This is a genomic window from Ruegeria sp. BG8 (assembly GCF_056538325.1).
Window position 1 is genome coordinate 81,265 of the sequence record NZ_JBQFSZ010000002.1, and the last position, 23,896, is coordinate 105,160.

24 protein-coding genes are annotated in these 23,896 nt (G+C 57.3%); 20 read left to right on the plus strand and 4 right to left on the minus strand.

All coding sequences use genetic code 11. The features are described from left to right. Positions 1-47: 47 nt before the first annotated feature. From cobU to ACR0DG_RS05635, 4 genes are read left to right on the plus strand one after another with little or no spacing between them, the layout of a single operon-like run. On the plus strand, positions 48-620 hold the full coding sequence (gene cobU / locus ACR0DG_RS05620; protein ID WP_480695849.1) for a bifunctional adenosylcobinamide kinase/adenosylcobinamide-phosphate guanylyltransferase: 573 nt from the start codon (positions 48-50) through the stop codon (positions 618-620). Beyond that, positions 617-1,195 (plus strand): histidine phosphatase family protein, encoded by a 579-nt coding sequence (locus ACR0DG_RS05625; protein WP_480695164.1) that lies wholly within the window; start codon positions 617-619, stop codon positions 1,193-1,195. Before cobU ends, ACR0DG_RS05625 begins: the two co-directional genes overlap by 4 nt. A gap of 58 nt (positions 1,196-1,253) precedes the next feature. Beyond that, a complete protein-coding gene (locus tag ACR0DG_RS05630) occupies positions 1,254-2,135 on the plus strand; it encodes a glutathione S-transferase (protein WP_480695851.1) in 882 nt (293 codons plus the stop codon). Positions 2,136-2,180: 45 nt separating this feature from the next. After that, the gene (locus ACR0DG_RS05635; RefSeq protein WP_480695166.1) at positions 2,181-3,695 is read left to right on the plus strand and encodes a YifB family Mg chelatase-like AAA ATPase; all 1,515 of its coding nucleotides are present in this window, start codon (positions 2,181-2,183) and stop codon (positions 3,693-3,695) included. Here the strand turns inward: ACR0DG_RS05635 and gshB are convergent. The 3 genes from gshB to rsmI form a co-directional block, all read right to left on the minus strand. Continuing rightward, positions 3,692-4,624 (minus strand): glutathione synthase, encoded by a 933-nt coding sequence (gene gshB, locus ACR0DG_RS05640; protein WP_480695168.1) that lies wholly within the window; start codon positions 4,622-4,624, stop codon positions 3,692-3,694. The genes ACR0DG_RS05635 and gshB overlap by 4 nt on opposite strands. A 61-nt stretch (positions 4,625-4,685) precedes the next feature. Next, positions 4,686-5,057 carry a YraN family protein gene (locus ACR0DG_RS05645; protein ID WP_480695170.1) on the minus strand — a complete coding sequence of 124 codons (372 nt, stop codon included), beginning with the start codon at positions 5,055-5,057 and terminating at the stop codon, positions 4,686-4,688. A 1-nt stretch (position 5,058) separates the two neighbouring features. Continuing rightward, a complete protein-coding gene (rsmI, locus tag ACR0DG_RS05650; RefSeq protein ID WP_480695172.1) occupies positions 5,059-5,916 on the minus strand; it encodes a 16S rRNA (cytidine(1402)-2'-O)-methyltransferase in 858 nt (285 codons plus the stop codon). A gap of 88 nt (positions 5,917-6,004) precedes the next feature. Here rsmI and ACR0DG_RS05655 point away from each other — a divergent pair, with 88 nt between their 5' ends. Genes ACR0DG_RS05655 through murJ form a run of 3 tightly spaced genes read left to right on the plus strand, consistent with a single transcriptional unit; the run spans position 6,005 to position 11,494 of the window. Then, positions 6,005-7,177, plus strand: coding sequence for a penicillin-binding protein activator (locus ACR0DG_RS05655; protein ID WP_480695174.1), 1,173 nt, complete (start codon positions 6,005-6,007; stop codon positions 7,175-7,177). Continuing rightward, entirely contained in the window at positions 7,137-9,956 is a 2,820-nt protein-coding gene (locus ACR0DG_RS05660; RefSeq protein ID WP_480695176.1) for a [protein-PII] uridylyltransferase, read from the plus strand. The genes ACR0DG_RS05655 and ACR0DG_RS05660 overlap by 41 nt, the downstream gene beginning before the upstream one ends. After that, positions 9,953-11,494: a murein biosynthesis integral membrane protein MurJ gene (murJ, locus tag ACR0DG_RS05665; RefSeq protein ID WP_480695178.1), complete on the plus strand. Its 1,542-nt coding sequence runs from the start codon at positions 9,953-9,955 to the stop codon at positions 11,492-11,494. Before ACR0DG_RS05660 ends, murJ begins: the two co-directional genes overlap by 4 nt. Here murJ and ACR0DG_RS05670 read toward each other — a convergent pair whose 3' ends face one another. Further along, complete coding sequence (locus ACR0DG_RS05670; protein ID WP_480695180.1) at positions 11,495-12,181, minus strand: rhomboid family intramembrane serine protease; 687 nt, start codon at positions 12,179-12,181, stop codon at positions 11,495-11,497. Between the two features lie 86 nt (positions 12,182-12,267). On the opposite strand from ACR0DG_RS05670, the gene trpS reads away from it, so the two are divergent. From trpS to ACR0DG_RS05735, 13 genes are all read left to right on the plus strand, one after another. After that, a complete protein-coding gene (gene trpS, locus ACR0DG_RS05675; protein ID WP_480695182.1) occupies positions 12,268-13,296 on the plus strand; it encodes a tryptophan--tRNA ligase in 1,029 nt (342 codons plus the stop codon). A 59-nt stretch (positions 13,297-13,355) separates the two neighbouring features. Further along, entirely contained in the window at positions 13,356-14,219 is an 864-nt protein-coding gene (locus ACR0DG_RS05680; RefSeq protein ID WP_480695185.1) for a branched-chain amino acid aminotransferase, read from the plus strand. Between the two features lie 60 nt (positions 14,220-14,279). Continuing rightward, on the plus strand, positions 14,280-14,735 hold the full coding sequence (locus ACR0DG_RS05685; protein WP_480695187.1) for a universal stress protein: 456 nt from the start codon (positions 14,280-14,282) through the stop codon (positions 14,733-14,735). Between the two features lie 9 nt (positions 14,736-14,744). Further along, a complete protein-coding gene (locus tag ACR0DG_RS05690; protein ID WP_480695188.1) occupies positions 14,745-15,338 on the plus strand; it encodes a DsbA family protein in 594 nt (197 codons plus the stop codon). A 69-nt stretch (positions 15,339-15,407) separates the two neighbouring features. After that, positions 15,408-15,971, plus strand: coding sequence for a NifU family protein (locus ACR0DG_RS05695; protein ID WP_480695190.1), 564 nt, complete (start codon positions 15,408-15,410; stop codon positions 15,969-15,971). After that, entirely contained in the window at positions 15,961-16,548 is a 588-nt protein-coding gene (gene tsaB, locus ACR0DG_RS05700; RefSeq protein WP_480695192.1) for a tRNA (adenosine(37)-N6)-threonylcarbamoyltransferase complex dimerization subunit type 1 TsaB, read from the plus strand. The genes ACR0DG_RS05695 and tsaB overlap by 11 nt, the downstream gene beginning before the upstream one ends. Beyond that, the gene (locus tag ACR0DG_RS05705; RefSeq protein ID WP_480695193.1) at positions 16,545-16,958 is read left to right on the plus strand and encodes a GNAT family N-acetyltransferase; all 414 of its coding nucleotides are present in this window, start codon (positions 16,545-16,547) and stop codon (positions 16,956-16,958) included. The genes tsaB and ACR0DG_RS05705 overlap by 4 nt, the downstream gene beginning before the upstream one ends. A 159-nt stretch (positions 16,959-17,117) precedes the next feature. After that, complete coding sequence (locus ACR0DG_RS05710; protein WP_480695195.1) at positions 17,118-18,116, plus strand: BMP family lipoprotein; 999 nt, start codon at positions 17,118-17,120, stop codon at positions 18,114-18,116. A gap of 92 nt (positions 18,117-18,208) precedes the next feature. Continuing rightward, the gene (locus ACR0DG_RS05715) at positions 18,209-19,738 is read left to right on the plus strand and encodes an ABC transporter ATP-binding protein (RefSeq protein ID WP_480695197.1); all 1,530 of its coding nucleotides are present in this window, start codon (positions 18,209-18,211) and stop codon (positions 19,736-19,738) included. Position 19,739: 1 nt separating this feature from the next. After that, positions 19,740-20,837 (plus strand): ABC transporter permease, encoded by a 1,098-nt coding sequence (locus ACR0DG_RS05720; RefSeq protein WP_480695199.1) that lies wholly within the window; start codon positions 19,740-19,742, stop codon positions 20,835-20,837. Further along, positions 20,837-21,847: an ABC transporter permease gene (locus tag ACR0DG_RS05725; protein ID WP_480695201.1), complete on the plus strand. Its 1,011-nt coding sequence runs from the start codon at positions 20,837-20,839 to the stop codon at positions 21,845-21,847. The genes ACR0DG_RS05720 and ACR0DG_RS05725 overlap by 1 nt, the downstream gene beginning before the upstream one ends. A gap of 356 nt (positions 21,848-22,203) precedes the next feature. Next, entirely contained in the window at positions 22,204-23,124 is a 921-nt protein-coding gene (locus tag ACR0DG_RS05730; RefSeq protein WP_480695203.1) for a sulfite exporter TauE/SafE family protein, read from the plus strand. Position 23,125: 1 nt separating this feature from the next. Beyond that, complete coding sequence (locus ACR0DG_RS05735; protein ID WP_480695205.1) at positions 23,126-23,893, plus strand: TIGR02186 family protein; 768 nt, start codon at positions 23,126-23,128, stop codon at positions 23,891-23,893. Positions 23,894-23,896: the final 3 nt, after the last annotated feature.

Genomic DNA, 23,896 nt, shown 5'->3' on the forward strand with positions numbered 1-23,896 from the left:
AAATCTCCCCTTTTCACAGGCGTAGCTCGGCCTTGCTTTGCCAACTTATGGTGGATACGCAGAACAGAACCGGGTGGATCACATGGAAGGTAGTAATAGTGGGTCCGGATTTAACCTTAATCTTGGGTGGAGCGGCCTCTGGGAAGTCGGCTTTCGCTGAACAACTTGTTGTTTCTTATGACAAAGACCGGGTATATTTCGCCACTTCACAAGTGTTTGATGATGAAATGCACGAAAAGGTGAACAAACACATCCAGCAGCGGGGTGCCGGATGGACAACGATTGAGGCCCCTTTCGATCTGCGCCCGGGGTTATCTACACTCAACGAAAGCCAGGTCTGCCTGATCGATTGCGCAACTATGTGGCTGACCAACCATATACTGGCCGAGAATGACCTGGAGCACGCGCAGGCGGAATTGTTTGACGCGCTTTCAGGCTGTCGCGCGCCGGTCGTCATCGTCTCGAACGAAGTGGGGTACGGGATTGTACCGGACAACGCATTATCTCGTCGCTTTCGCGAAGCGCAGGGTCGGTTGAACATCGCGCTGGCCGCCCAAGCTGACCGTGTGGTGCAGGTGACGGCTGGATTACCGTTGGTCTTAAAGGGCCAGTTGCCATGACAAGATTGCATCTTGTCCGGCATGGGCCAACTCACGCCAAAACCATGGTCGGGTGGTCCGATATACCCGCTGACCTCAGCGACCACGCAGCGATCGCGCGGCTACGTGACCATCTGCCTGAACAGGCCGTTGTCGTTTCATCCGATCTGTCCCGTGCCGCAGATACCGCTTCGGCCATTCAAGGCGCGCGCGCGCGCCTGCCGCATCACCCGCACTTGCGAGAAATCAATTTCGGCAGTTGGGAGTTGCGCTGCTTCAAAGAGATCGAGGCCGAAGACCCGGAATTGACCTTCGCCTATTGGGACAACCCCGGTGACGTCCGCCCGCCAGACGGAGAAAGCTGGAACGACGTCCGCGCCCGGGTCGACGCAGTCATCGACAACCTGATCGTCTCACATTCAGGACAGGATTTGATTGTCGTGGCGCATTTCGGGGTCATTCTGACTCAGGTACAACGCGCTCTGGATATCAGCGCCTATGAGGCGTTCAGCCACAGGATCGACAACCTTTCTGTCACCGAGATCACCCATCATGATGACCGATGGTCAGTCGGGCGGATCAATCACTGCCCGTGATCCCAACGCGCACAAATCACTGTTTTACGACCCAAACCAACCGCGGCATTCTATTGCCATGACTTATGATCTGTTTATCGGTGACCGGCTGTTTTCCAGTTGGTCGATGCGCGGCTGGTTGATGCTGGAAAAGTTTGGCCTGCCCTATCGAAGCCATATGATCGGCTTGTATTCGGGCACCATGGGCGAAGACATGAAGCCGTTGGCCCCGGCGCGTCTGGTCCCTGCCCTGCGCCTGCCTGACGGGACGGTTGTCGGTGAAAGCCTTGCGATGGCCGAAACACTGGCCGAACGGCATCCCGAAGCTGCGTTATGGCCCTCAGACCCCGCAGCGCGTGCCACCGCGCGATGGATCTGCTGCGAAATGGTGGCCAGTTTCTCGGCTTTGCGCGGGCAATGTCCGATGCAGCTAAAACACTGCTGGAAAGGGTTTGAGCCTTCGGCCGAAACCCTAGCCGACCTCAGCAGGATCGAAACGCTTTGGGCCCACGCCCGCTCTATTTCAGGGGCCACATCTGGCCCACTGTTTGGGGCTTATTCTCTGGCGGATGTTTTCTATACCCCTGTGGCTGCGCGCGTCGTTGGATTTGGTTTACCGATATCTGCCGAGAACCTAGCTTATTGCCTTGAGTTATTGTCTGACACGTCTGTCCGACAATGGCGCGCTATGGGTCTGACAGTTGACTACGATCCTTTCCCATACCCGCAAAACCTGCAGACTGATCCATGGCCGATTGGGGACACGATGGCGGAACCTGTCGAAACTGGACCTTCCTTGAACCAAGTCTGCCCCTATTCCGGCAAACCGGTCACGGATTTCCTAAAGCTTAACGAGCAGGTTTGGGGGTTCTGCAACCAATTCTGCCGCGACAAGACCGTGGCCGATCCCGGTGCGTGGCCGAAGTTTGCCGCAATGACGGGTGCCGTTAACGATTCCTAAACCTCAGCCGTGCAAGCAAGAACCTGTTAACCAAAAAGGTCTTGCATGGTCACCCGGTCCCATACAGTTGCATTCCAAGGGGTCGAAGCCCGCCCGGTCGAAGTGCAATGCGCCGTCACACCCGGCTTACCCGCCTTTTCCATCGTGGGATTGCCTGACAAGGCGGTATCTGAGGCACGTGACAGGGTGCGCAGCGCACTAAGCGCCATGGCAATTGCGTTGCCGTCCAAACGCATCACGATCAACCTGTCACCAGCTGACCTGCCGAAAGAGGGCAGCCATTTTGATCTTCCTATCGCCGTTGCGCTGCTGTCTGCGCTTGAGATCATCCCGCAGGACGCCGCAGAAAGCGCGGTTTCGTTGGGAGAGCTGTCGCTGGACGGCTCGCTTGTTCCGGTGGTTGGCGCGCTCCCTGCTGCGATGACGGCAGCGGCCGAGGATCGTGCGTTACTCTGCCCCAAAGCCTCCAGCGCCGAAGCTGCTTGGGTGGATGCCACACAGGTATTGGGCGCAGCGTCCCTTGCCGAAGTCGTGCGGCATTTCTCTGGTCAAAACCCTTTGCCCACCGCGCAACCCGGCGAAGTCGACCTTTCCCCGAATGCGCGTGATCTGAGAGACGTCAAAGGGCAAGAACGCGCCAAACGCGCATTAGAGATCGCAGCAGCAGGGCGGCACCACCTGATCATGATCGGCACACCGGGATCTGGGAAATCCATGCTGGCGGCCCGGTTACCCGGAATCCTTCCACCGCTTACGCCCGCCGAGGCTTTGGAGACCTCGATGATCCAGTCCCTCTGCGGGCTGCTGAACGAAGGTGGGATCAGCCGTTCCCGCCCATTCCGCGAGCCGCACCACACGGCATCAATGGCTGCAATTGTTGGCGGCGGGAAAGGGGCCAAACCTGGTGAGATATCCTTGGCCCATAACGGGGTCCTCTTCATGGATGAATTCCCCGAGTTTCCCCGCACTGTTTTAGAGACACTCCGCCAGCCTATCGAAACGGGCGAGGTCATGGTTGCACGCGCAAACGCGCATGTGAAATATCCCTGCCGGTTCATGCTAGTTGCGGCCGCCAACCCCTGCAAATGCGGATACCTGACGGACCCTGCGCGTGCCTGTTCCCGTGCGCCCGTCTGCGGTGAAGACTATCTGGGGCGGATTTCCGGTCCGCTGATGGATCGTTTTGACCTGAGGATTGAGGTTCCGCCTGTCGGATTCACCGACCTTGACCTGCCTCCATCCGGGGATAGTTCGGCGACAGTTGCCGCGCGGGTCGAACGGGCACGACAGGTTCAGGCCGCACGGTTTTCCAAAACTCCTGCGATCCGCCAGAACGCAGATGTCGAGGGGAACCTTTTAGAAGAAATCGCCGCCCCAGACGCAGAAGGCAAAGCGCTGCTGTTGCAAGCTGCGGAAAGGTTCGGCCTGTCCGCGCGCGCCTATCACCGCGTGCTGAGGGTGGCCCGCACCATAGCCGACATGGACAACGCCCCAGACGTGCGACGGCCTCATGTGGCCGAGGCGCTGAGCTTTCGCATCAGCGCCAAGGTTGCGTCCTAAAGCTTGGCTTCGATGGCCTGCCAGATTTTTTCGGCGATGTTGACGCCATCAAACCGCTCAAGCTCCTGAATACCTGTGGGAGAGGTCACGTTAATCTCTGTCAAGTAATCCCCGATCACGTCGATCCCTACGAAAACCTGTCCTTTTTCTTTCAGCAATGGTCCGATCACGGCGCAGATTTCCTTGTCGCGCGCGGTCAGGCCTATTTTTTCAGGGCGCCCGCCAACGTGCATGTTGGATCGTGTCTCACCTTCAGCGGGAACGCGATTGATGGCTCCGACGGGCTCGCCGTCGACCAAGATCACACGTTTGTCCCCATTGCTGACATCGGGCAGAAATTTCTGCACAATTAGCGGTTCGCGCGAAAATCCGGTGAAAAGCTCGTGCAGTGACGTCAGGTTGCGGTCGTTCGCATCTAGCCGGAAAACACCTGCACCTCCGTTTCCGTAAAGTGGTTTTAGAATGATGTCGCCGTGCTTTTCCTTGAAGGCCTTGATCGTTTGCAGGTCTCGCGCAATCGTTGTTGGCGGCGTCAGTTCGGGAAAATCCAGAACAAGCAGTTTCTCGGGATAGTTACGCACCCAAAACGGGTCGTTTACCACCAGCGTCTGCCCCTTCAGGCGGTCCAGCAAATGAGTCGACGTGATATAATGCATGTCGAATGGGGGATCCTGCCGTAGCCAGACCACATCAAACTCTGCCAGATCGACCTCGCGCTCTGGCGCCAGTTCGGCAGGGTTTCCAGCGATGCGCTGAACCTTCATATCGTGACCGCGTGCTGTAATCCGCCCCTCTTGATAGGCCAGCTGGTCCGGGTCGTAGAAAAACAGCGTGTGACCGCGCGCCTGAGCCTCTTCGGCCAGTCGGAACGAGCTGTCAGCATTGATATCCACGGCCCCGATCGGGTCCATCTGAAAGGCGATTTTCATGGTGTGTCCCTCAAATTCACGCCAGATACATGGCGCAGCAGGGGCAGGTGTTCAATGGGGATCAGGCCAAGCCAAAGGCATTTTCGATGATTTGCACGTCACCCAAAGCATCAACCAAGGCCACATCAAAGCGCACATTCGTCAGTTGCCCACCCGGTTGGCCTTCTAAAAACTGGGCCGCTGACGCGCATATCCGGTTCATCTGACGCCGACTGATCCGTGCAGCCGCCCGTTCAAAGCTGCTGCTTTTCTTGACTTCGATGAAAACAAAACCTTCGCGATCGCGCGCGATCAAGTCGATCTCACCCCCAGCACCGCGCCAACGGCTTTGAAGGATGGACAGTCCACGCCGCTCATAGTCTTTGGCTGCCAAAATCTCAGCGGATCGACCTACTTGATAAGAAACGGAACTTTGAGCAGATCGCGCGTTCATGTCATCCCTTCGCCAGTTTCAGAGCCTTCTGATAAATCGGACGTCTTGGCAACTTGTACATGCTTGAAACCAAATCAGCCGCATCCCGAACCGAATGTGTTTCCAAAGCCTTTTTCAGCGCCTCTTCTACGTCCGACTCGTTAACGGTTTCTGAATCGCCGCGGTTTACCAGCAAGACAATCTCACCTTTCACGGATTGCTCACTGAGATCAGCGGACAGTTGCGCCAGGGTGCCGCGCCTGACTTCTTCGAATTTCTTGGTCAGCTCTCGGCACATTGCTGCGGGCCTGTTTTCACCCAAGACAGCCGCAAGATCCGCGACACAGGCCGCAACGCGTTTGGGCGATTCGTAGAATACAAGCGTACCGGGCACATCGCGCAGCGCCTCGATACGAGAGCGTCTGGCGTTCGAAGAGTTGGGCAAAAAACCCGCAAAAAAGAATGCGTCTGTCGGCAGCCCCGCCAGTGTCAACGCCATTAGCGCGGCGGACGGGCCCGGGGCACAAGTCACTGTAAACCCGGCTTCTGCGGCTTGACGACCCAGGTCGTACCCGGGGTCCGCAATCAATGGCATTCCGGCCTCTGAAGCGTAAGCTACGGATTTACCGTCGCGCAAAGCATCCAGAAGTTTTTCTCGTGCACCCGCACCGCTGTGGTCGTGATAGGCAAAGACGCGTCGGCCCTCTAACGGTACACCGTGGATTTCCATTAAACGCCGCAGGCTGCGTGTATCTTCGGCGGCAATTACGTCTGCTGACGCCAACACATCAAGCGCCCTGAGCGTAATATCGCGCGCCGTACCGATCGGAGTGGCAACAAAATACAGGCCCGGGCCCAATCTGACTTTTTGGTGATTCAAAGCTGGACCCTCACAGCGTGACGTTTATTATTGCTGCCTAACAAATTGGCAGCGCTTCAAGCTGCCGGGACAGGGAGTTTTCATTTAGATGTTTACCGATTGCAAGCCCGTTCGCAAACTGGCGAAAACCGCGGCCTTCCTGGCCACCGCAGCATTTCTGGCCGCATGTGAACCGGGCGGCCTTGGCGGAGGCCCGTCGATCAACACGTCCAAACCTGTCCCCGTTGCGCTGTTGGTTCCGGCTGGCTCGGCGAATTCCGGTGATGCCGCATTGGCCCGTAGCCTTGAAAATGCAGCACGTCTGGCAATGTCGGACTTGCAGAACGTCCAAATCGATCTGCGCGTGTACGATACGCGCGGCAGCTCGAATACCGCGGCCGAAGTCGCCCAGCGCGCTGTCTCCGAAGGTGCCAAAGTCATCCTTGGACCTGTTTATGCGCAGGCGGCGAACTCGGCCGGGCTGGCAGTTCTGAACAATAACGTCAATGTCTTGTCCTTCTCGAACAACCCAAGCATTGCGGGCGGCAATGTCTTTGTTCTGGGCCCGACGTTTAACAATACCGCAAACCGACTGGTCAACTTTGCCGGATCGCAAGGCAAAACGGGGATGGTTATCGTGCACAGCAACGATGCCGCCGGTCAGTTGGGTCAATCGGCAATCGCGGGCGCGCTTGCTGGCAGCCGGGTCAACAATGCTGGCACCGTCGGTTATGACCGGTCGCAGCAAGGCGTAATCAATTCGGTCCCCACGATCAAAGCCACCGTGGACGCAGCCGGTGCAGATTCGATTTTCCTGACCGCAACGACTGCAGGAGCATTGCCTTTGTATTCGCAGCTTCTGCCAGAAGCAGGCGTTTCACCTGCCACAACCCAGTATATAGGTCTGACCCGTTGGGATATTCCCGCTCAGACGTTAGAGCTGCCGGGTGTTCAGGGCGGCTGGTTCGCTTTGCCTGACCCGACAAAGGCCCAAGCCTATCGTCAGCGCTACAACAACACCTATGGCGAAGCGCCTCATCCGATCAGCGGATTGGCATATGACGGCATTGCGGCAATCGGCGCGCTTGTCAGCCAAGGCAAGGCGGATGCACTAACCGCCTCAGCCCTGACACAGAATGCCGGCTTCCAGGGCGTCGGCGGTATCTTCCGTCTACGATCCGACGGCACCAACGAACGCGGTCTGGCTGTCGCCACGATCCAGAATAAACAGGTAGTAGTGATTGACCCTGCCCCACAAAGCTTCTCTGGCGCCGGCTTCTGATAGACCGGCGCTGACGCTCACCCCAAAAGGTGAGTTGATCTGCCCGGCCGAAGACATTTTCGACAGCGCAGCCGTGATGGCTCAGCTGTCGGACGCCTTTGAAGATACCACCGACAATGCAGCGCGACGCAGTGAGACGGTGCGCATTCTACGCGAGGCGCAGAAAACCGGTCGCCAAGCCATTGCCGACGCTTTTGCCCAACGCCCGTTTGACGCGCGGCCTCTCACGCATTCCTACACCTATCTGACGGATGGGCTGGTCTGTACTGCTATGCAGGTCGCCAGCCAGGATCTGCACCCGCTGGCGACACCAACACAGGGCGAAAAAATCGCAGTTCTTGCCGTCGGTGGGTATGGTCGGGGCGAAATGGCACCGTCTTCGGACGTAGACCTGTTGTTTCTGACCCCCTACAAAATCACCGCCTGGGCCGAAAGCGTGATCGAATCCATGCTGTATATCCTTTGGGATTTGCGGCTGAAGGTTGGGCATTCCTCACGCACGATCAAGGATTGCCTGCGGCTTGGGGCAGATGATTTCACGATCAGGACGGCTATGCTGGAGCAGCGCTATCTGGCCGGAGATACAACTCTGGCCAACGATTTAGACACCCGGCTTAAATCCGATCTGTTCAAAGGAACAGAGCGGCAGTTCATCGAAGCGAAACTGCAAGAGCGCGACGAACGCCACAAAAAACAAGGCCAGCGCTATATGGTCGAGCCCAACGTCAAAGAGGGCAAAGGCGGGCTGCGCGATCTTCAGTCACTCTACTGGATTGCCAAATACATCTACGGCGTGCAGGACGTAGCCGAGCTGGTGCCGCTGGGTCTGTTTACACCCGAAGAGTTTCAAACCTTCGTCAAGGCCGAGGATTTCCTGTGGGCCGTGCGGTCTCATCTGCATCTGGTTACTGGCCGGGCGACTGAACAACTGAACTTTGATCTGCAGGTCGAAGTCGCCGACCGCATGGGTTACGAGGACCGCGCAGGGCGGCGGGCCGTCGAAGTGTTCATGCAACGCTATTTTCGCGAGGCCACCAAGGTCGGTGAACTGACCCGCATTTTTCTGACCAAGCTTGAGGCGACGCATATGAAAGGCGCGCCTTTGCTGGTGCGGATTTTTCGTCGCCGCCCTCATGCCAAACCGGGGTACGAAGTCGTACACGGCCGTCTGGATGTGGCCGATGCGGACGCGTTTCTTTCCGACAAACTAAACTTGCTGCGTTTGTTCGAAGAAGGTCTGCGAACAGGTATGCTGATCCACCCTGACGCGATGCGTCTAGTCAGCGCGAACCTGCACCTGATCGACGAAGACATGCGCGAAGACAAGGAAGCGCAACGCATCTTCCTGGATTTGTTGCTGAAGCACGGCAATCCTGAACGTGCTTTGCGGCGCATGAATGAACTGGGGGTCTTATCGGCCTTTTTGCCTGAGTTTGAACACATCGTCGCAATGATGCAGTTCAACATGTACCATAGCTACACCGTGGACGAGCATACGATACAGTGCATCGTGAACCTGGCGCAGATAGAACGCGAAGAACTGGTAGAGTCCTTGCCGCTGGCCTCGTCCATCCTGAAGGAAGGCGTTAATCGCAAAGTCCTCTATGTCGCCTTGCTGCTGCACGACATCGCCAAGGGTCGACCCGAAGACCACTCGATCCTTGGGGCGCAGATCGCGCGAAAAGTTGCCCCGAGACTGGGTCTCAACAAGGCGGATTCCGAAACGGTAGAGTGGCTGGTCCGTTACCATCTGCTGATGTCGGATATGGCACAGAAACGCGATATCTCGGACCCGCGCACGGTGCGTGATTTTGCCAAGGCCGTCAAAACCGTAAAACGGTTGGATCTTCTGACCGTGTTGACGGTGTGCGATATCCGCGGTGTTGGCCCGAACACCTGGAACAACTGGAAAGCGACCCTTTTGCGTGCACTGCATGCCGAAACCAAGCGCGCGCTTGAAACCGGTATGGAAGACCTCAACCGGGCCAATCGCGGAGCCGGAGCCAAAAAGGCCCTTCGTGCGGAACTGTCGAATTGGTCCAAGGCTGATCTGAAAACCGAGACGGGCCGACATTATGACCCCTATTGGCAGGGGCTGAACCTGTCGACCCATGTCGAGTTTGCGGAGATGCTGCAAGAGCTTGACCAAAGCGGCGATCCGGGGGCGATGGAAATCAGGCTGCAACCGGATGTGGACAGGGACGCAACCCGCGCCTGTTTTGCGATGGGCGATCACCCGGGTATCTTTGCACGGATCGCAGGTGCTTTGGCGCTTTTGGGCGCGAATGTCGTAGATGCGCGAAGCTACACCACCAAGGACGGATATGTGACGGACGCGTTCTGGATTCAGGACGCAGACGGACGCCCTTACGAGGCAAGCCGCCTGCCCCGCCTGACACAAATGATCCAAAAAACGCTGAAAGGCGAAGTCGTTGCACGCGATGCATTGAAATCCCGCGACAAGATCAAGAAACGCGAACGGGCCTTTAACGTGCCCACGCATATCATCTTTGATAATGACGGGTCCGAGATCTACACGATCATCGAAGTCGACACTCGCGACCGCCCTGGCCTTTTGTATGATCTGACCCGTACGCTGGCCGCAGCAAACGTCTACATCGCCAACGCGGTCATCGCGACCTATGGCGAACAGGTGGTTGATACGTTCTATGTCAAAGACATGTTCGGGCTGAAATATCACTCGGAAAGCAAGCAGCGCGGGCTTGAGGCCAAACTGCGCAAAGCCATCACCGAGGGCGCCGAGCGCGCAGCTTCATGAAACAGATCCGGCTGTTTTCAGGACTGTTCACAGTCGGGTTCTGGACACTGGCAAGCCGGATTTTGGGGTTCCTGAGGGAAATCCTGCTAACAGCCTATATCGGCCCGGGCCCGGTGATGGATGCTTTTGTCGCCGCGTTCCGCCTGCCCAACATGTTCCGCCGTTTCTTTGCCGAAGGCGCGTTCAACGCGGCCTTTGTGCCGATGTTCTCGAAACGGCTGGAAGGCGAGGAAAACGCCGAAGGTTTTGCACAGGATGCCTTTAACCTGCTGGCCGTGGCCGTTCTGGCGCTGGTCGGGCTTGCCATGGTGTTCATGCCCGCTTTGGTCTGGATCACAGCCGAAGGGTTTTACGGCGACGAGCGGTTCGATCTGGCTGTGGACTACGGTTATGTGGTGTTTCCCTACATCCTGTTCATGTCGCTGGCGGCGCTGTTTTCTGGCGTTCTGAATGCGACGGGGCGTTTTGCGGCCGCAGCCGCCGCGCCGGTATTGCTGAACATCTTCGCATGCACTGCATTGATCGTCGGTGCCATGTCGGGCGGCGACGTAATCCGCTGGCTGATCACCGTCATCCCGGTGGCAGGCGTTGCGCAGCTTGCGCTGGTTTGGATCGCGACCGAGCGCGCCGGCATTCGCATACGTCCGGGTGTACCCAGACTCAGCCCCGAGATGCGCCAGATGGTGCGCATTGCCGTGCCTGCCGCGCTGGCGATGGGGGTTACACAAGTCAACCTTGTGGTTGGGCAACTGGTGGCGTCAAAAACAGAGAATGCGGTCAGTTGGCTATTTGCAGCAGATCGTCTGTATCAGCTACCGCTCGGCGTTGTCGGCATTGCCGTCGGCATCGTCCTGCTGCCCGACCTGTCACGACGTCTGCGCGCAGATGACAAAGATGGTGCCCGAAACGCTTTTTCGCGGGCCGGAGAGTTTACTTTGCTGCTGACCCTACCCTCGACCGTGGCGTTTGTGATCATGCCAGCGCCACTGGTCTCGGTCCTGTTCGAGCGTGGCCAGTTCACGTCCGAGGATACCGCCGCCACTGCGTTGGCCGTGGCGATCTATGGGCTAGGGCTGCCCGCTTTCATGCTGCAAAAACTGCTGCAACCGCTGTTTTTCGCGCGCGAGAATACCAAATCTCCGTTCCGTTATGCCCTGGTGGCAATGGTTGTGAATGCTGGATTGGCGTTCGGCCTGTACCCGATATTGGGATGGATTGCGCCTGCCATTGCCGCCTCTGCCGCCGGATGGGCCATGGTTGGGCTGCTGGTTCTAGGATCGCGTAACATGGGCCAAGAAGCCAGATTTGATGACCGGTTCAAGCGCCGGGTCTGGCGGATCGTCGCGGCGTCATTGGGGATGGGTTTGGTTCTTTTCGTCGCGATCCAGCTTTTCGGCTGGGCATTTTTGTTGCCGGGATGGCGCTATTTCGCACTGATCGTCCTGATCCTGGTTGCAGCATCTACTTATTTTTTCCTGGCTCACCTGCTGCGCGCCTTCGAATTCTCAGAACTCCGCAAAGCCCTGCGCCGATCTTGATCAGTCGCGGCGGATGCGCCGCACGATACGCGCCCATCCACCCGGAGCCACAAAGAACGACAGGGCAAAACCTGTCGCGAACCCACCCAGATCGGCCACCCAGTCCAGCGTGCCGCCAAATAGCAATCCGAACAAAAGCTGAATGCCCATCAATACTGCAATCAGACTGAACGCACGCGACTGGTTCTCGCCGACGATCGACAGCCTGCGCCACAAAATCCACGTAAACGCACCGATAAGCCCGTAAACCGGAGGAAACCCACCAACCAGCGGATATTGCGGATCAAACAACAGTGCATATACCAGCGCCCCACCGATGCCCGATATCACGAAAATCACCAGCATCTGAACGCCGCCGAAAACCTCGGCCACCATCTTGCCCATCGCCAGAACAAAAACACAGACGAATATGGCCTGTGTGAAATTGGCTGAAACGAAAGGGTAGGTCACGAAACGGATCAGATGCTCAACCGGCCAACGCCCGTTTTTCACCATCCAATCGAATATGTCCGGCGAGAAAGAATAATGCTGTAGCGCATCCAGCCGCCATCCAACCGCAGACGGCCCTCCGATCAGCCCGCGTGCGCCAAAGTTAAAGGCCAGTTCGATCCCCATGATGAACAAAACCAGCGCCACAACCACGGGCGGCAGGGGGTTCACGGCGGGTGTATAATGCTCACTGCTCATTGGGCTGGCCTTTCGCGGCTGTTGACGTCCCTTGGCCTCATGGGTAAGCGACGGGGGCTGATTTTTCCAGACGGGAGTTCCCTTCGATGACCGAGACCCAGTTCACACCGCGCGTGTTTTCCGGCATCCAGCCGTCGGGAAACCTGCACCTTGGCAACTATCTGGGTGCGCTCAAGCGGTTCGTGGATATGCAGGGCGAAGATTTTGAGACCATCTATTGCATGGTCGACCTGCACGCGATCACCGTCTGGCAGGATCCGGCCCGTCTGCGCGAAAAGACCCGCGAGGTCTGCGCCGGTTTCATCGCCGCTGGTCTGGACCCGGAAAAATCCATCCTGTTCAATCAAAGTCAGGTGCCCGAGCACACGCAGCTGGCCTGGATTTTCAACTGTATCGCCCGGATGGGCTGGATGCAGCGGATGACACAGTTCAAGGATAAGGCCGGCAAGAATGCGCAGAACGCCTCGCTGGGTCTGTTTGCCTATCCGGCACTGATGGCAGCGGATATCCTGATCTATCACGCGACCCATGTGCCGGTGGGCGAAGATCAGAAACAGCATCTGGAACTGACCCGCGACATCGCGATCAAGTTCAACCACGACTATGGTGTCGAGTTCTTCCCAGTGACCGAACCCGTGATCGGCGGCCCTGCCCCGCGCGTCATGAACCTGCGGGACGGGTCGCGTAAGATGTCGTCGTCGGACCCGTCAGACATGACCCGGATCAACATGACCGATGACGCCGACGCCATCGCCAAGAAAATCCGCAAGGCCAAGACGGACCCGGATGCCCTGCCCTCTGAGGTGGATGGTCTATCTGAGCGCCCCGAGGCGCGCAATCTGGTCAGTATCTACGCAGCCCTTAGCGACCAGACTGCCGAACAGGTTTTGACCGAGGTGGGTGGCAAGCAGTTTGGCGAGTTCAAGCCGATGCTCGCTGAGTTGGCTGTGTCAAAACTGGCCCCGATCTCGTCCGAAATGGCCCGCCTGATGGGCGAAGAGGCCGAGATTGACCGGATTTTGGCCAATGGCGCGGAAAAGGCACGTGCGATCGCTGCACCGATCTTGCAGCAGACTTACGAAATCGTGGGCATGGTAGGCGCAAAACAGGGCTGATAGCTCTGGACCTTACCGCAACGTCTTCCTAGGTTTGCCGCAAAGCTTGGGAGGGCGTCATGGCAGTCGGCAAGAATATTCGCACCTATTTCGAAGGTCAGTGGCATGACGGGGATGCACCCATCATGCGCGCGGCCGATCATGGCGCCTGGCTGGGGTCGTCTGTCTTTGACGGAGCACGCTATTTCGACGGGCTTGTTCCCGACCTTGCAGCCCATTGCGCCCGTGTAAACCGTTCGGCAGAGGCATTGATGCTGACGCCCTTCGTGACAACCGAACAGATGGTCGAGATCATCCGCGAGGGGTTGGTAAGCTATGCGCCAGACACCGCCGTCTATATCCGCCCGATGTATTGGGGTATCGACGGTGACCGCACGGCGATCGTTCCTTTGGAAAACAGCACCGGCTTTGCCATTTGCCTTGAAGAAATTCCGATGGCACCCGAAAGCGCCTCGGCCACGTTGGGATATACGCGGTTCCGCCGTCCGGTTCTGGAATCGGCGGTCGTGAATGCCAAGGCCGGCTGTCTTTACCCCAACAACGCGCGCATGCTGAGTGAGGTCCGGTCAAAAGGTTTCTCGAACGCGCTGGTGGCTGATGCGTTGGGCCATGTGGCCGAAACGGCGACCGCCAACATCTTTATGGTCCGCGACGGCGAGGTGTTCACCCCCACCCCCAACGGCACGTTTCTGGCCGGAATCACACGTGCGCGCCACATTGAAAATCTGCGCGCCGACGGTGTTACCGTGCATGAAAGCATTCTGACCTTTGATGACTTCCATCAGGCGGATGAAGTCTTCATGACGGGTAACATGAGCAAGATTACCCCCGTTACAGCGCTTGAAGACACGCAATACCAGGTTGGCCCCATCGCCCGCCGCGCGCGGGAACTGTATTGGGATTGGGCAGCCACCACGCGCTAGGCATCGGTTGCCAGTCAGCATCTGGTCGGGCATGATCACCCGAAAAGAATGAGGACACCCATGCGCAAGTTCCTGGTCGTACTGGATGACAGCCGCGAATGCCTAAACGCTATGCGTTTTGCAGCGATGCGCGCCGCTCATACCAATGGCGGCGTCACGATCCTGTCAGTCATCCCTCCGGATGAGTTCAACCATTGGATCGGTGTGGCCGAGGTCATGCGCGAAGAAGCCCGTGAACGCATCCACGCCCACTACGAAGTTTTTGCGAAATGGATGCGTGACAAACAAGGCGTTGATCCCGAGCTGGCGATACGCGAAGGCGAACCGGTGGCGCAGATCATCGAACATGTTCAATCCGACCCAGAGATCGGGGTATTGGTTCTGGGCGCAGGCGTTGAAAAGAAAGGCCCGGGCCCGCTGGTGACGCAATTGACCAAGAACTCGGGCAGCCTGCCGATTCCGATCACGATTGTCCCTGGTGATCTGAGCAAGGAAAAGCTGGAAGCAATCACATAAGGCTTTGCTATGCCACGCAGTATCCAGTTCTGGTTCGAGTTTGCGTCGACCTACTCTTATCTCAGCGCCATGCGTATCGAGGACGCTGCGGCAAAGCATAACCTGACTGTTGAATGGCAGCCATTTCTGCTGGGTCCTATCTTTGCAAGCCAGGGTTGGAACAGCTCGCCATTCAACCTTTACCCGGCCAAGGGCAGGTACATGTGGCAGGACATGGCACGCCTATGCGCGAAACGCGGCCTGCCCATTGTGAAGCCCGATCCGTTTCCACAAAATGGCCTGAGGGCGGCCCGGCTGACTCTGGCGATCGATGACCCATCTCACAAGGCCGCTTTCGTGCGCGCAGTATATTCTGCGGAATTCGCGGATGGTCAGAACATTGCAGACGATGCGGTTTTGGAATCCTGCCTGAACACTGCCGGATTGTCCGGCGATCTGATGGCCAAGGCCAGTGACCCCGACATAAAACAGGCTTTGGTCGCGCAAACCAAAACAGCACAGGACAAAGGCCTGTTCGGAGCACCCAGCTTTCTGGTGCAAGATGAATTGTTTTGGGGCGACGACAGGCTTGAAGACGCGATTATGCAGGCTGCTGAAATTTAGAACGGTTCCAAATCTTGACTTCCTGAGCCCGGGGCCGCATATCAGGAACACCTGATACGGAGCCGCGACATGTTCATCCAGACCGAATCCACGCCAAACCCTGCAACGCTGAAATTCCTGCCCGGGCAGACCGTTCTTGAGGCCGGGACTGCAGATTTTCCGACGGCTGACGCGGCAGAAAAATCGCCATTGGCCAACAGGATTTTCGCGGTAAGCGGCGTGACAGGCGTGTTCTTTGGCAATGATTTTGTCACCGTCACCAAATCTGATGACGTTCAGTGGGATCACATCAAACCCGCCATTCTGGGTGCCGTGATGGAACACTATCAATCTGGTCAGCCGGTCATGGCTGCGGATGCGACGACGGCCTCAGGACATGCGGAACACACTGGTGAAGACGCCGAAGTTGTTAACCAGATCAAGGATCTTTTGGACAGCCGCGTGCGCCCGGCCGTGGCGCAGGATGGTGGCGACATCACCTTTCATGGTTTCGACAGAGGTATCGTCTACCTGCATATGCAGGGTGCGTGCGCCGGATGTCCGTCTTCGACCCTTACGCTGAAAATGGGCATCGAAAACCTGCTGCGCCACTATATCCCAGAAGTGACCGAGGTACGGCCCGTTGCCGTCTGACCCACTTATTCTGGCTTTTGATACATCGGCCGCGCATTGCGCGGCCGCTTTGTTGCGTGGGGATACATTCCTTACTTCATGTGTTGAGCCCATGAAAAAGGGTCAGGCCGAGCGCCTAATGCCTTTGTTGGAGGAAACGCTATCTACAGCGGGTTTTACTTGGACTGACCTCACCGCGATAGGTGTGGGTATCGGGCCGGGCAATTTCACCGGCATTCGAATTTCCGTCTCCGCCGCGCGCGGGCTCGCGCTGGGTCTTGGCATCCCAGCGGTTGGCGTCAACGGGTTCGAAGCTTTGGCAGCCGAAAACCCCGATGCTCTTCCCGCAATCCGCGCCCCACGCGACCAAGTCTACGTCTCTGCTCCCGGTCAACCCCCGGTATTGATCACGCTGGATCAGGCAGAATCACTTGGGCCGCTTACCTTCAACGACGACCCAGATGCACAGGTGCGCGCCATCGCCAGTGTCACGCTTCAAAAATGGCCAAACGCAGTCGAACCGCCAGCCCCGCTTTACATACGCCCTGCGGATGCGGCCCCGTCCAAAGAGTCACCCCCGGTTTTGTTGGACGAATGACGCCCGAGCTTATGGCCCAAATACATAAGGCCGCTTTCACCCAATCGCGGCCTTGGAATGCTGTGGAGTTTGCAGAGCTTCTGAAGAATCGATTCACCTATGCCATTGGGAATGATCAATCTTTTGCGCTGTTTCAAGTTATCGCCGGTGAAGCTGAATTGCTGACAATTGCCACGCACCCAAGCGTTCAACGTCAGGGACTGGCTTGGAAATGCATGAACGAATGGCATGCAGAGGCAAAAAAAATAGGCGCAACACATGCCTTTCTTGACGTAGCGAAAGACAACTTGCCCGCGATCTCACTGTACGAGCGTTGTGGATACAGACCCAGTGGGCTGCGTAAAAATTACTATCTGCGTGAAAACAATAAAAAAATTGACGCTATCGTGATGAATTGCGATTTGACCTGAATTCACTTCGCCATTTTTTTCGACCAATTGGTCAAAAATCTGTTGACCCAAGCTGTTGCAAACGTCCTTAATTCCCGCCATCACAACAGTTATGCTCGCCCACATTGGGTAAGCGGGGCGACATCGGCCCCGACTGACAATAACCAACGGGAGTAACAAATGACCCTGATGAAATCCTTGATGGGAGCTGCAGCCGCAGTTGCACTGACCGCAGGTGCAGCATTGGCAGAGCCTGCCCTGATCTTTGACCTGGGCGGCAAATTCGACAAGTCGTTCAACGAAGCTGCTCATAACGGCGCGCAGCGCTGGGCCGACGAAACCGGTGGCAGCTATCGTGAGATCGAACTGCAGTCCGAAGCGCAGCGCGAGCAGGCATTGCGCCGTTTCGCCGAAGCAGGTCTGAACCCGATCATCACCATGGGTTTTGCCATGGCTGATCCGCTTTCTGCAGTTGCAGGTGATTATCCGGACACGAAATTCGTCGCCGTTGACGTGAACTGGCTGGACATCCCCAACATCCGTCAGATCGGCTTTGCCGAACATGAAGGCTCTTATCTGGTTGGCATGATGGCCGCTATGGCGTCTGAGTCAGGTACGGTTGGCTTTATCGGCGGTATGGACATTCCGCTGATCCGCCACTTTGGCTGTGGGTATGCGCAGGGTGCCAAGGCTGTGAACCCAGATATCGAAGTCGTCGCCAACATGACCGGAACCACTCCGGCCGCCTGGAACGACCCGGTCAAAGGGTCCGAGCTGACCAAAGCTCAGATCAGCCAAGGCGCTGACGTCGTATATGCAGCGGCCGGTGGCACAGGCGTTGGTGTTCTGCAAACCGCAGCCGACGAAGGCATTCTGTCGATCGGCGTGGACAGCAACCAGAACCACCTGCATCCCGGCAAAGTTCTGACCTCGATGCTCAAGCGTGTAGATGTTGCCGTTTACGACGCCATGAAAGCGGGTGAAAACCTTGAAACCGGTGTCTTTGCCATGGGTCTGGCGGAAGAAGGCGTAGGCGTTGCCATGGACGAGAATAACGCCCCACTTGTATCCGACGAAATGCAAGCTGCGGTCGACAAAGCGCGTGATGACATCATCGCGGGTAACGTAACCGTGGTCAGCTACTACGAGAACGACAGCTGCCCGGCACTGCAGTTCTGATATCGCGCGAGGCGGGGGTTTGACCTCCGTCTCGCACCCACTCTACCGCTCGGTTTTAGCCGGGCAGCCCCTTCGGGAATTGAGGACAAGACATGAGCGTCCCCGCCATTGAGCTCAAAGGGATTTCCAAAGCCTTTGGGCCTGTTCAAGCCAACAAAGATATCTCAATCAGCGTCGCCCCCGGTACAATTCACGGTATCATCGGTGAAAACGGAGCGGGCAAATCCACGTTGATGAGTATCCTCTACGGCTTTTACAAAGCCGACAAAGGCGAGATTTGGATCAACGGAACCAAAACCGATATTCCCGACAGTCAGGCTGCAATTGCTGCAGGCATTGGAATGGTGTTTCAACACTTTAAGCTGGTTGAAAATTTTACCGTTCTTGAAAACATCGTCCTGGGGGCCGAAGACGGCGGCATGCTGGCACCCTCTTTGGCCAAAGCACGCAAAGAGCTGAAAGCGCTGGAAGAGGAATACGAGCTGTTCGTGGACCCAGACAAACGCATCGACGAAATCGGTGTGGGCATGCAGCAGCGGGTGGAAATCCTGAAGGCGCTGTATCGCAAGGCCGAGATTCTGATCTTGGACGAACCCACCGGCGTTTTGACGCCCGCTGAGGCCGATCAGCTTTTCCGCATTCTTGATCGCCTGCGCTCGGAAGGGAAAACCATCATCGTGATCACGCACAAACTGCGCGAGATCATGGAAAACACCGACACCGTCTCGGTCATGCGGCGTGGTGAGATGACGGCCACCGTGAAAACAGCTGAGACCAACCCACAAGAGCTGGCCGAGTTGATGGTCGGCCGTAAGGTGCTGCTGCAGGTCGACAAGGTACCTGCCAAACCGGGGCAGCCGGTGCTTGAGGTCGAAAATCTGCGGGTCTTCGATTCAGCCGGTGTTGAACGCGTCAAAGGTATCAACCTGACCGTCCGCGCCGGCGAGATCGTCGGCATTGCTGGTGTCGCCGGCAACGGGCAATCGGAATTGCTTGAGGTGCTGGGCGGCATGCGCCCGGGTCAAGGCGAAATTCGCCTGAACGGCGCGCCACTTGCGCTGTCTGGTGCCGGATCAGACGGTCAGGCCCGGCGCGCGCGCGGCATCGCCCATGTGCCCGAAGACCGCCAGCGCGAAGGTCTGATCATGGACTTCCACGCGTGGGAGAATGTGGCCTTTGGCTATCACCGCGACCCAGCCTACAAGCGCGGCATCTTCATGGACAACGCCGCCCTGCGCGCAGATACCGAGCGCAAGATTGAAAAGTTCGATGTGCGCCCACCCAATGGCTGGTTGGCGGCCAAAAGCTTTTCGGGCGGCAATCAGCAAAAGATCGTCGTCGCGCGCGAGATTGAGCGGAACCCCGATCTGTTGTTGGTCGGCCAGCCCACCCGTGGTGTGGACATTGGCGCGATCGAGTTCATTCACAAACAAATCGTCGCCCTGCGCGATCAGGGGAAAGCAATCCTGCTGGTCTCGGTCGAATTGGAAGAGATCTTCTCGCTGTCTGATCGGATTGCGGTGATGTTTGACGGACATATCATGGGCGAACGTCTGCCGCATGAGACAAATGAAAAAGAGCTGGGCCTGTTGATGGCCGGTGTTGCGGGAGAGGCCGCGTAACATGGAAAAAATGCCCAAATGGGCCGACGTCGTTCTGATCCCGCTGATCAGTCTGATCCTGGCAGCAATCCTGTCGGCACTTGTCATTCTTGCGATCGGCGAAAATCCGGTCGAGGCCGTGAACCTAATGGTCACCGGCGCGTTGGGGTCGACTTATGGGTGGGGCTATACGCTCTATTATGCGACCAATTTCATGTTCACCGGTCTCGCAGTGGCGGTGGCGTTTCACGCGCGCCTGTTCAACATCGGCGGCGAAGGCCAAGCCATGCTGGGCGGGCTGGGCGTTGCTATGGTCTGCCTCTATATCGACTGGCCGCATTGGAGCATCGCCCTGCTGGCCGCCTGCGTCGGATCTATGCTGTTTGGGGCCCTCTGGGCTGCGATTCCGGCCTATTTGCAGGCCAAACGCGGCAGCCATATCGTGATCACTACCATCATGTTCAACTTCATCGCGGCCGCGTTTCTTAACTATATGTTGGTTAACGTGATGCGCCCGCAAGGCTCGCAAGACCCTGCGACCGCACGTTTCCCCGAGTCAGTGCATCTGCCGACCTTCCAGTCGATGTTCTCGACCGCGGAAAACGTGATGTTCCGGGGTGCGCCAGCAAATATCTCGTTCTTTGTTGCCCTGCTTGCCTGCGTCGTCGTCTGGGCTTTGATCTGGCGTACACGTTTAGGCTATGAAATCCGCGCCTACGGACATTCGGAAACAGGCGCGGTCTATGCGGGGATCTCACCAGTTCGCATAACCATCATTGCGATGCTGATCTCGGGCGCGCTGGCGGGCCTGATGGCCATCAATAATGTGATGGGCGAAGCAGAGCGGTTGGTTCTCAACTCGACCGAAGGCGCTGGCTTTATCGGAATCGCCGTAGCCCTGATGGGGCGATCGCACCCGTTTGGTGTATTTCTGGCCGCGATTTTGTTCGGGTTCCTGTATCAGGGTGGTGCGGAATTGGCATTGTGGACGTCAATCCCGCGCGAGCTGATTGTCGTCATTCAGGCGCTGGTCATTCTGTTCACCGGAGCGCTGGACAACATGGTTCGGATGCCGCTTGAGAAAGTGTTCCTGAGCCTCCGCAAAGGAGGAGCACAGTAATGGAATTCTTCATTACCCTCGTTCAGGTTCTCGACTCAACGATCCGCCTTGCGACGCCGCTGCTATTGGCCTGTCTCGCCGGGCTATATTCCGAGCGGGCCGGGATTTTTGACATTGGGCTCGAAGGCAAGATGCTGATGTCTGCCTTTTTCTCTGCTGCTGTGGCGGCGGTCACCGGATCGGTTTGGTTGGGCTTGTTAGCAGGTACAGCCGCGTCTTTGGTCCTGTCCGGCCTGCATGGTCTAGCCTCGATCACGTTCCGCGGCAACCAACTTATCTCAGGCGTTGCAATTAACTTTCTGGCGTCTGGTTTGACAGTGCTAATAGCGCAAAGCTGGTTCCAACAAGGCGGGCGCACCCCCTCATTGGTGGGAGGCGGCAGGTTTGAACCGACCGAGTTCCCGTTTGCAATCGGTCCCGACGATGCCGAGCGAACCGGGGAATCCGTTTCAGAGCTGATGTCTGACGCGAATTTCTTTGAACTCATCTATTCCGAGCTTTTGTCCGGACACTCAGTCCTTGTGTATTTCGCATTCCTGATGGTGCCCGCGACGTGGTGGATCCTGTATCGCACCCGATTTGGTTTGCGGTTGCGCGCCGTGGGTGAAAACCCGGCTGCGGTTGATACCGCTGGGGTTTCTGTCGTCGGTTTGCGCTTTGCCGCTGTGGCTATTTGCGGTGTGCTTTGCGGTATCGCGGGCGCTTACCTAGCCACCGCCCTGCAGGCTGGGTTTGTAAAAGAGATGACGGCGGGACGTGGTTTTATCGCCCTGGCCGCCCTGATCTTTGCGAAATGGCGGCCGTGGCATGCAATGGGTGCCTGCCTTTTGTTCGGACTGCTACAAGCCATAGCACTGCGGTTTCAGAACATTGATCTGGGCGGAATCGTCATTCCCGTACAGGTCATGGACGCCCTGCCCTATATCCTGACGGTTGTTATCCTGGCCGGGTTTGTCGGCAAAGCGATTCCTCCGCGCGCTGGTGGCGAACCCTATGTAAAGGAGCGCTGATAGGTCCAGTTTGGAACTCAGTTCAGTCCTGTTCGCTGCAGGGCGGCATGCAGAGTTGATTTTGCATGCCGCAAAGGCTCTAAAGAGGTATGCGTGTGTTTCCTGTGATAACTGACCTCGGAAAACGAGCCACCGGGGTGACGGGTGCAATGACCCGAACATTGACCGCGACATTACAGAGTTTTGGGAAACATCCAGTGCCCAGGCATCCGACGCGACGTTACGGTGAGTTTGCGGATGTCTGGCGACCGTCGAACCCGTCGTTTGCAGGTGCGGCATATTCAAGCTTAACCCGGTCTTCCAGAGAAGCTCGTGTCACATTGCGCGATGCATCTGGACTTATTAGTTAGTGCGTCATGCAGATTTACCTTCCAATTGCCGAAGTCTCCGTAAACGCCTTTCTGCTTCTGGGGCTGGGCGGCATGGTTGGCATCTTGTCCGGCATGTTCGGTGTCGGAGGCGGGTTCCTGATGACCCCGTTGCTGTTTTTCATTGGCATCCCGCCGGCCGTTGCAGTTGCGACCGAGGCAAACCAGATCGTGGCCTCATCTTTTTCAGGTGTTCTGGCCCATTTCCGACGAAAAACCGTTGATCTAAAGATGGGGACAGTGCTGCTGACCGGAGGCCTGATGGGGGCGGCTCTCGGCGTGGTGGTATTCAATTACCTCAAAAGCCTGGGTCAGGTCGATCTGTTGGTGACGCTTTGCTATGTCGTCTTCCTCGGGGTTGTCGGCAGCCTTATGTTCATTGAAAGCCTGAACGCGCTGCGCAAGTCCAAGAAAGGCGGCACAGCCCCTGCCCCGCGCCGCCAACGCGGGTGGGTCCATGCAATGCCCTTCAAAATGCGGTTCCGGACATCGGGCCTGTATATTTCCGTTATCCCACCGGTATTGGTCGGGCTGTGCGTTGGTGTCCTTTCGGCAATCATGGGCGTCGGGGGCGGCTTCATCATGGTTCCGGCAATGATCTACCTGTTGGGAATGCCCACGAAAGTGGTCGTCGGAACATCGCTATTCCAGATTATCTTCGTCACCGCCTTCACAACGATGCTGCACGCGACCACCAACTATACGGTCGATATCGTGCTGGCTGTGTTGCTGCTGGTTGGTGGCGTCATTGGCGCTCAGATCGGAACCGTCATCGGAGCCCGCATGCCAGCCGAGCAATTGCGCGTACTGCTGGCGGCCCTCGTTCTTGTAGTGTGTGGCAAGCTGGCCTTGGACCTTTTGCTTGAACCGTCCGAGCTCTATTCGTTGGGCACGGAAGGGGGGCACTGACATGCTGTTGCGTCTTGCCCTGTTTCTGCTCCTGTTCTGCTCGGCTGCGTCAGCGCAAGAGGAACAGGTTGTTCTGGGGCTCAGTCAGGATCGTGTCGCGATCACAGCCAATTTTGATGGCTCTGAAATCCTTATCTTTGGCGCGGTCAAACGCGAAACGCCGATCCCGTCGGGGCCTCCACTCGAAGTCATTGTTGCCGTCGCCGGTCCGTCCGGCCCCGTGACAGTGCGCCGAAAGGAACGCAAACTTGGGATATGGGTGAATACCGATAGCGTGCTGGTTGATCTGGCCCCCAGCTTTTACGCAGTTGCGACCAGCGCACCGCTTGACGATATTCTGACCGATACCGAAGACCTGCGTTATCGGGTTTCTATAGAACGCGCGATCCGTTCAGTAGGCGCCGCCATGCACATTCGCAGCGCTCAGGACTTTGCCGATGCCGTTGTGCGCATTCGCGAGGACGAGGGTTTATATTCCATCCGTGAAGACACCGTCGCCGTTGATGAACAAACCCTGTTTCGAACCTCTATCGCAATGCCTGCAGACTTGACCGAAGGGGAGTATGTCGCGCGCATTTTCCTGACCCGCGGGGGCGAGGTCGTATCTCGCTTTGAAACGGTAATCGATGTCCGTAAGGTCGGGCTAGAGCGTTTCTTGTACAATATGTCCCGACAGCAACCGGTGTGGTACGGGCTTATGTCCCTTGTCATCGCCATTGCGGCGGGTTGGGGCGCTTCGACGGCGTTCCGGCTTTTGCGTGAGAACTGATCG

Bases quoted from the DNA above. Each gene is read 5' to 3' on its own strand.
- cobU (WP_480695849.1), top strand. From the start codon at position 48: ATGGTGGATACGCAGAACAGAACCGGGTGGATCACATGGAAGGTAGTA.
- ACR0DG_RS05625 (WP_480695164.1), top strand. From the start codon at position 617: ATGACAAGATTGCATCTTGTCCGGCATGGGCCAACTCACGCCAAAACC.
- ACR0DG_RS05630 (WP_480695851.1), top strand. From the start codon at position 1,254: ATGACTTATGATCTGTTTATCGGTGACCGGCTGTTTTCCAGTTGGTCG.
- ACR0DG_RS05635 (WP_480695166.1), top strand. From the start codon at position 2,181: ATGGTCACCCGGTCCCATACAGTTGCATTCCAAGGGGTCGAAGCCCGC.
- gshB (WP_480695168.1), bottom strand. From the start codon at position 4,624: ATGAAAATCGCCTTTCAGATGGACCCGATCGGGGCCGTGGATATCAAT.
- ACR0DG_RS05645 (WP_480695170.1), bottom strand. From the start codon at position 5,057: ATGAACGCGCGATCTGCTCAAAGTTCCGTTTCTTATCAAGTAGGTCGA.
- ACR0DG_RS05655 (WP_480695174.1), top strand. From the start codon at position 6,005: ATGTTTACCGATTGCAAGCCCGTTCGCAAACTGGCGAAAACCGCGGCC.
- murJ (WP_480695178.1), top strand. From the start codon at position 9,953: ATGAAACAGATCCGGCTGTTTTCAGGACTGTTCACAGTCGGGTTCTGG.
- ACR0DG_RS05670 (WP_480695180.1), bottom strand. From the start codon at position 12,181: ATGAGCAGTGAGCATTATACACCCGCCGTGAACCCCCTGCCGCCCGTG.
- trpS (WP_480695182.1), top strand. From the start codon at position 12,268: ATGACCGAGACCCAGTTCACACCGCGCGTGTTTTCCGGCATCCAGCCG.
- ACR0DG_RS05680 (WP_480695185.1), top strand. From the start codon at position 13,356: ATGGCAGTCGGCAAGAATATTCGCACCTATTTCGAAGGTCAGTGGCAT.
- ACR0DG_RS05685 (WP_480695187.1), top strand. From the start codon at position 14,280: ATGCGCAAGTTCCTGGTCGTACTGGATGACAGCCGCGAATGCCTAAAC.
- ACR0DG_RS05690 (WP_480695188.1), top strand. From the start codon at position 14,745: ATGCCACGCAGTATCCAGTTCTGGTTCGAGTTTGCGTCGACCTACTCT.
- ACR0DG_RS05695 (WP_480695190.1), top strand. From the start codon at position 15,408: ATGTTCATCCAGACCGAATCCACGCCAAACCCTGCAACGCTGAAATTC.
- ACR0DG_RS05705 (WP_480695193.1), top strand. From the start codon at position 16,545: ATGACGCCCGAGCTTATGGCCCAAATACATAAGGCCGCTTTCACCCAA.
- ACR0DG_RS05710 (WP_480695195.1), top strand. From the start codon at position 17,118: ATGACCCTGATGAAATCCTTGATGGGAGCTGCAGCCGCAGTTGCACTG.
- ACR0DG_RS05715 (WP_480695197.1), top strand. From the start codon at position 18,209: ATGAGCGTCCCCGCCATTGAGCTCAAAGGGATTTCCAAAGCCTTTGGG.
- ACR0DG_RS05720 (WP_480695199.1), top strand. From the start codon at position 19,740: ATGGAAAAAATGCCCAAATGGGCCGACGTCGTTCTGATCCCGCTGATC.
- ACR0DG_RS05725 (WP_480695201.1), top strand. From the start codon at position 20,837: ATGGAATTCTTCATTACCCTCGTTCAGGTTCTCGACTCAACGATCCGC.
- ACR0DG_RS05730 (WP_480695203.1), top strand. From the start codon at position 22,204: ATGCAGATTTACCTTCCAATTGCCGAAGTCTCCGTAAACGCCTTTCTG.
- ACR0DG_RS05735 (WP_480695205.1), top strand. From the start codon at position 23,126: ATGCTGTTGCGTCTTGCCCTGTTTCTGCTCCTGTTCTGCTCGGCTGCG.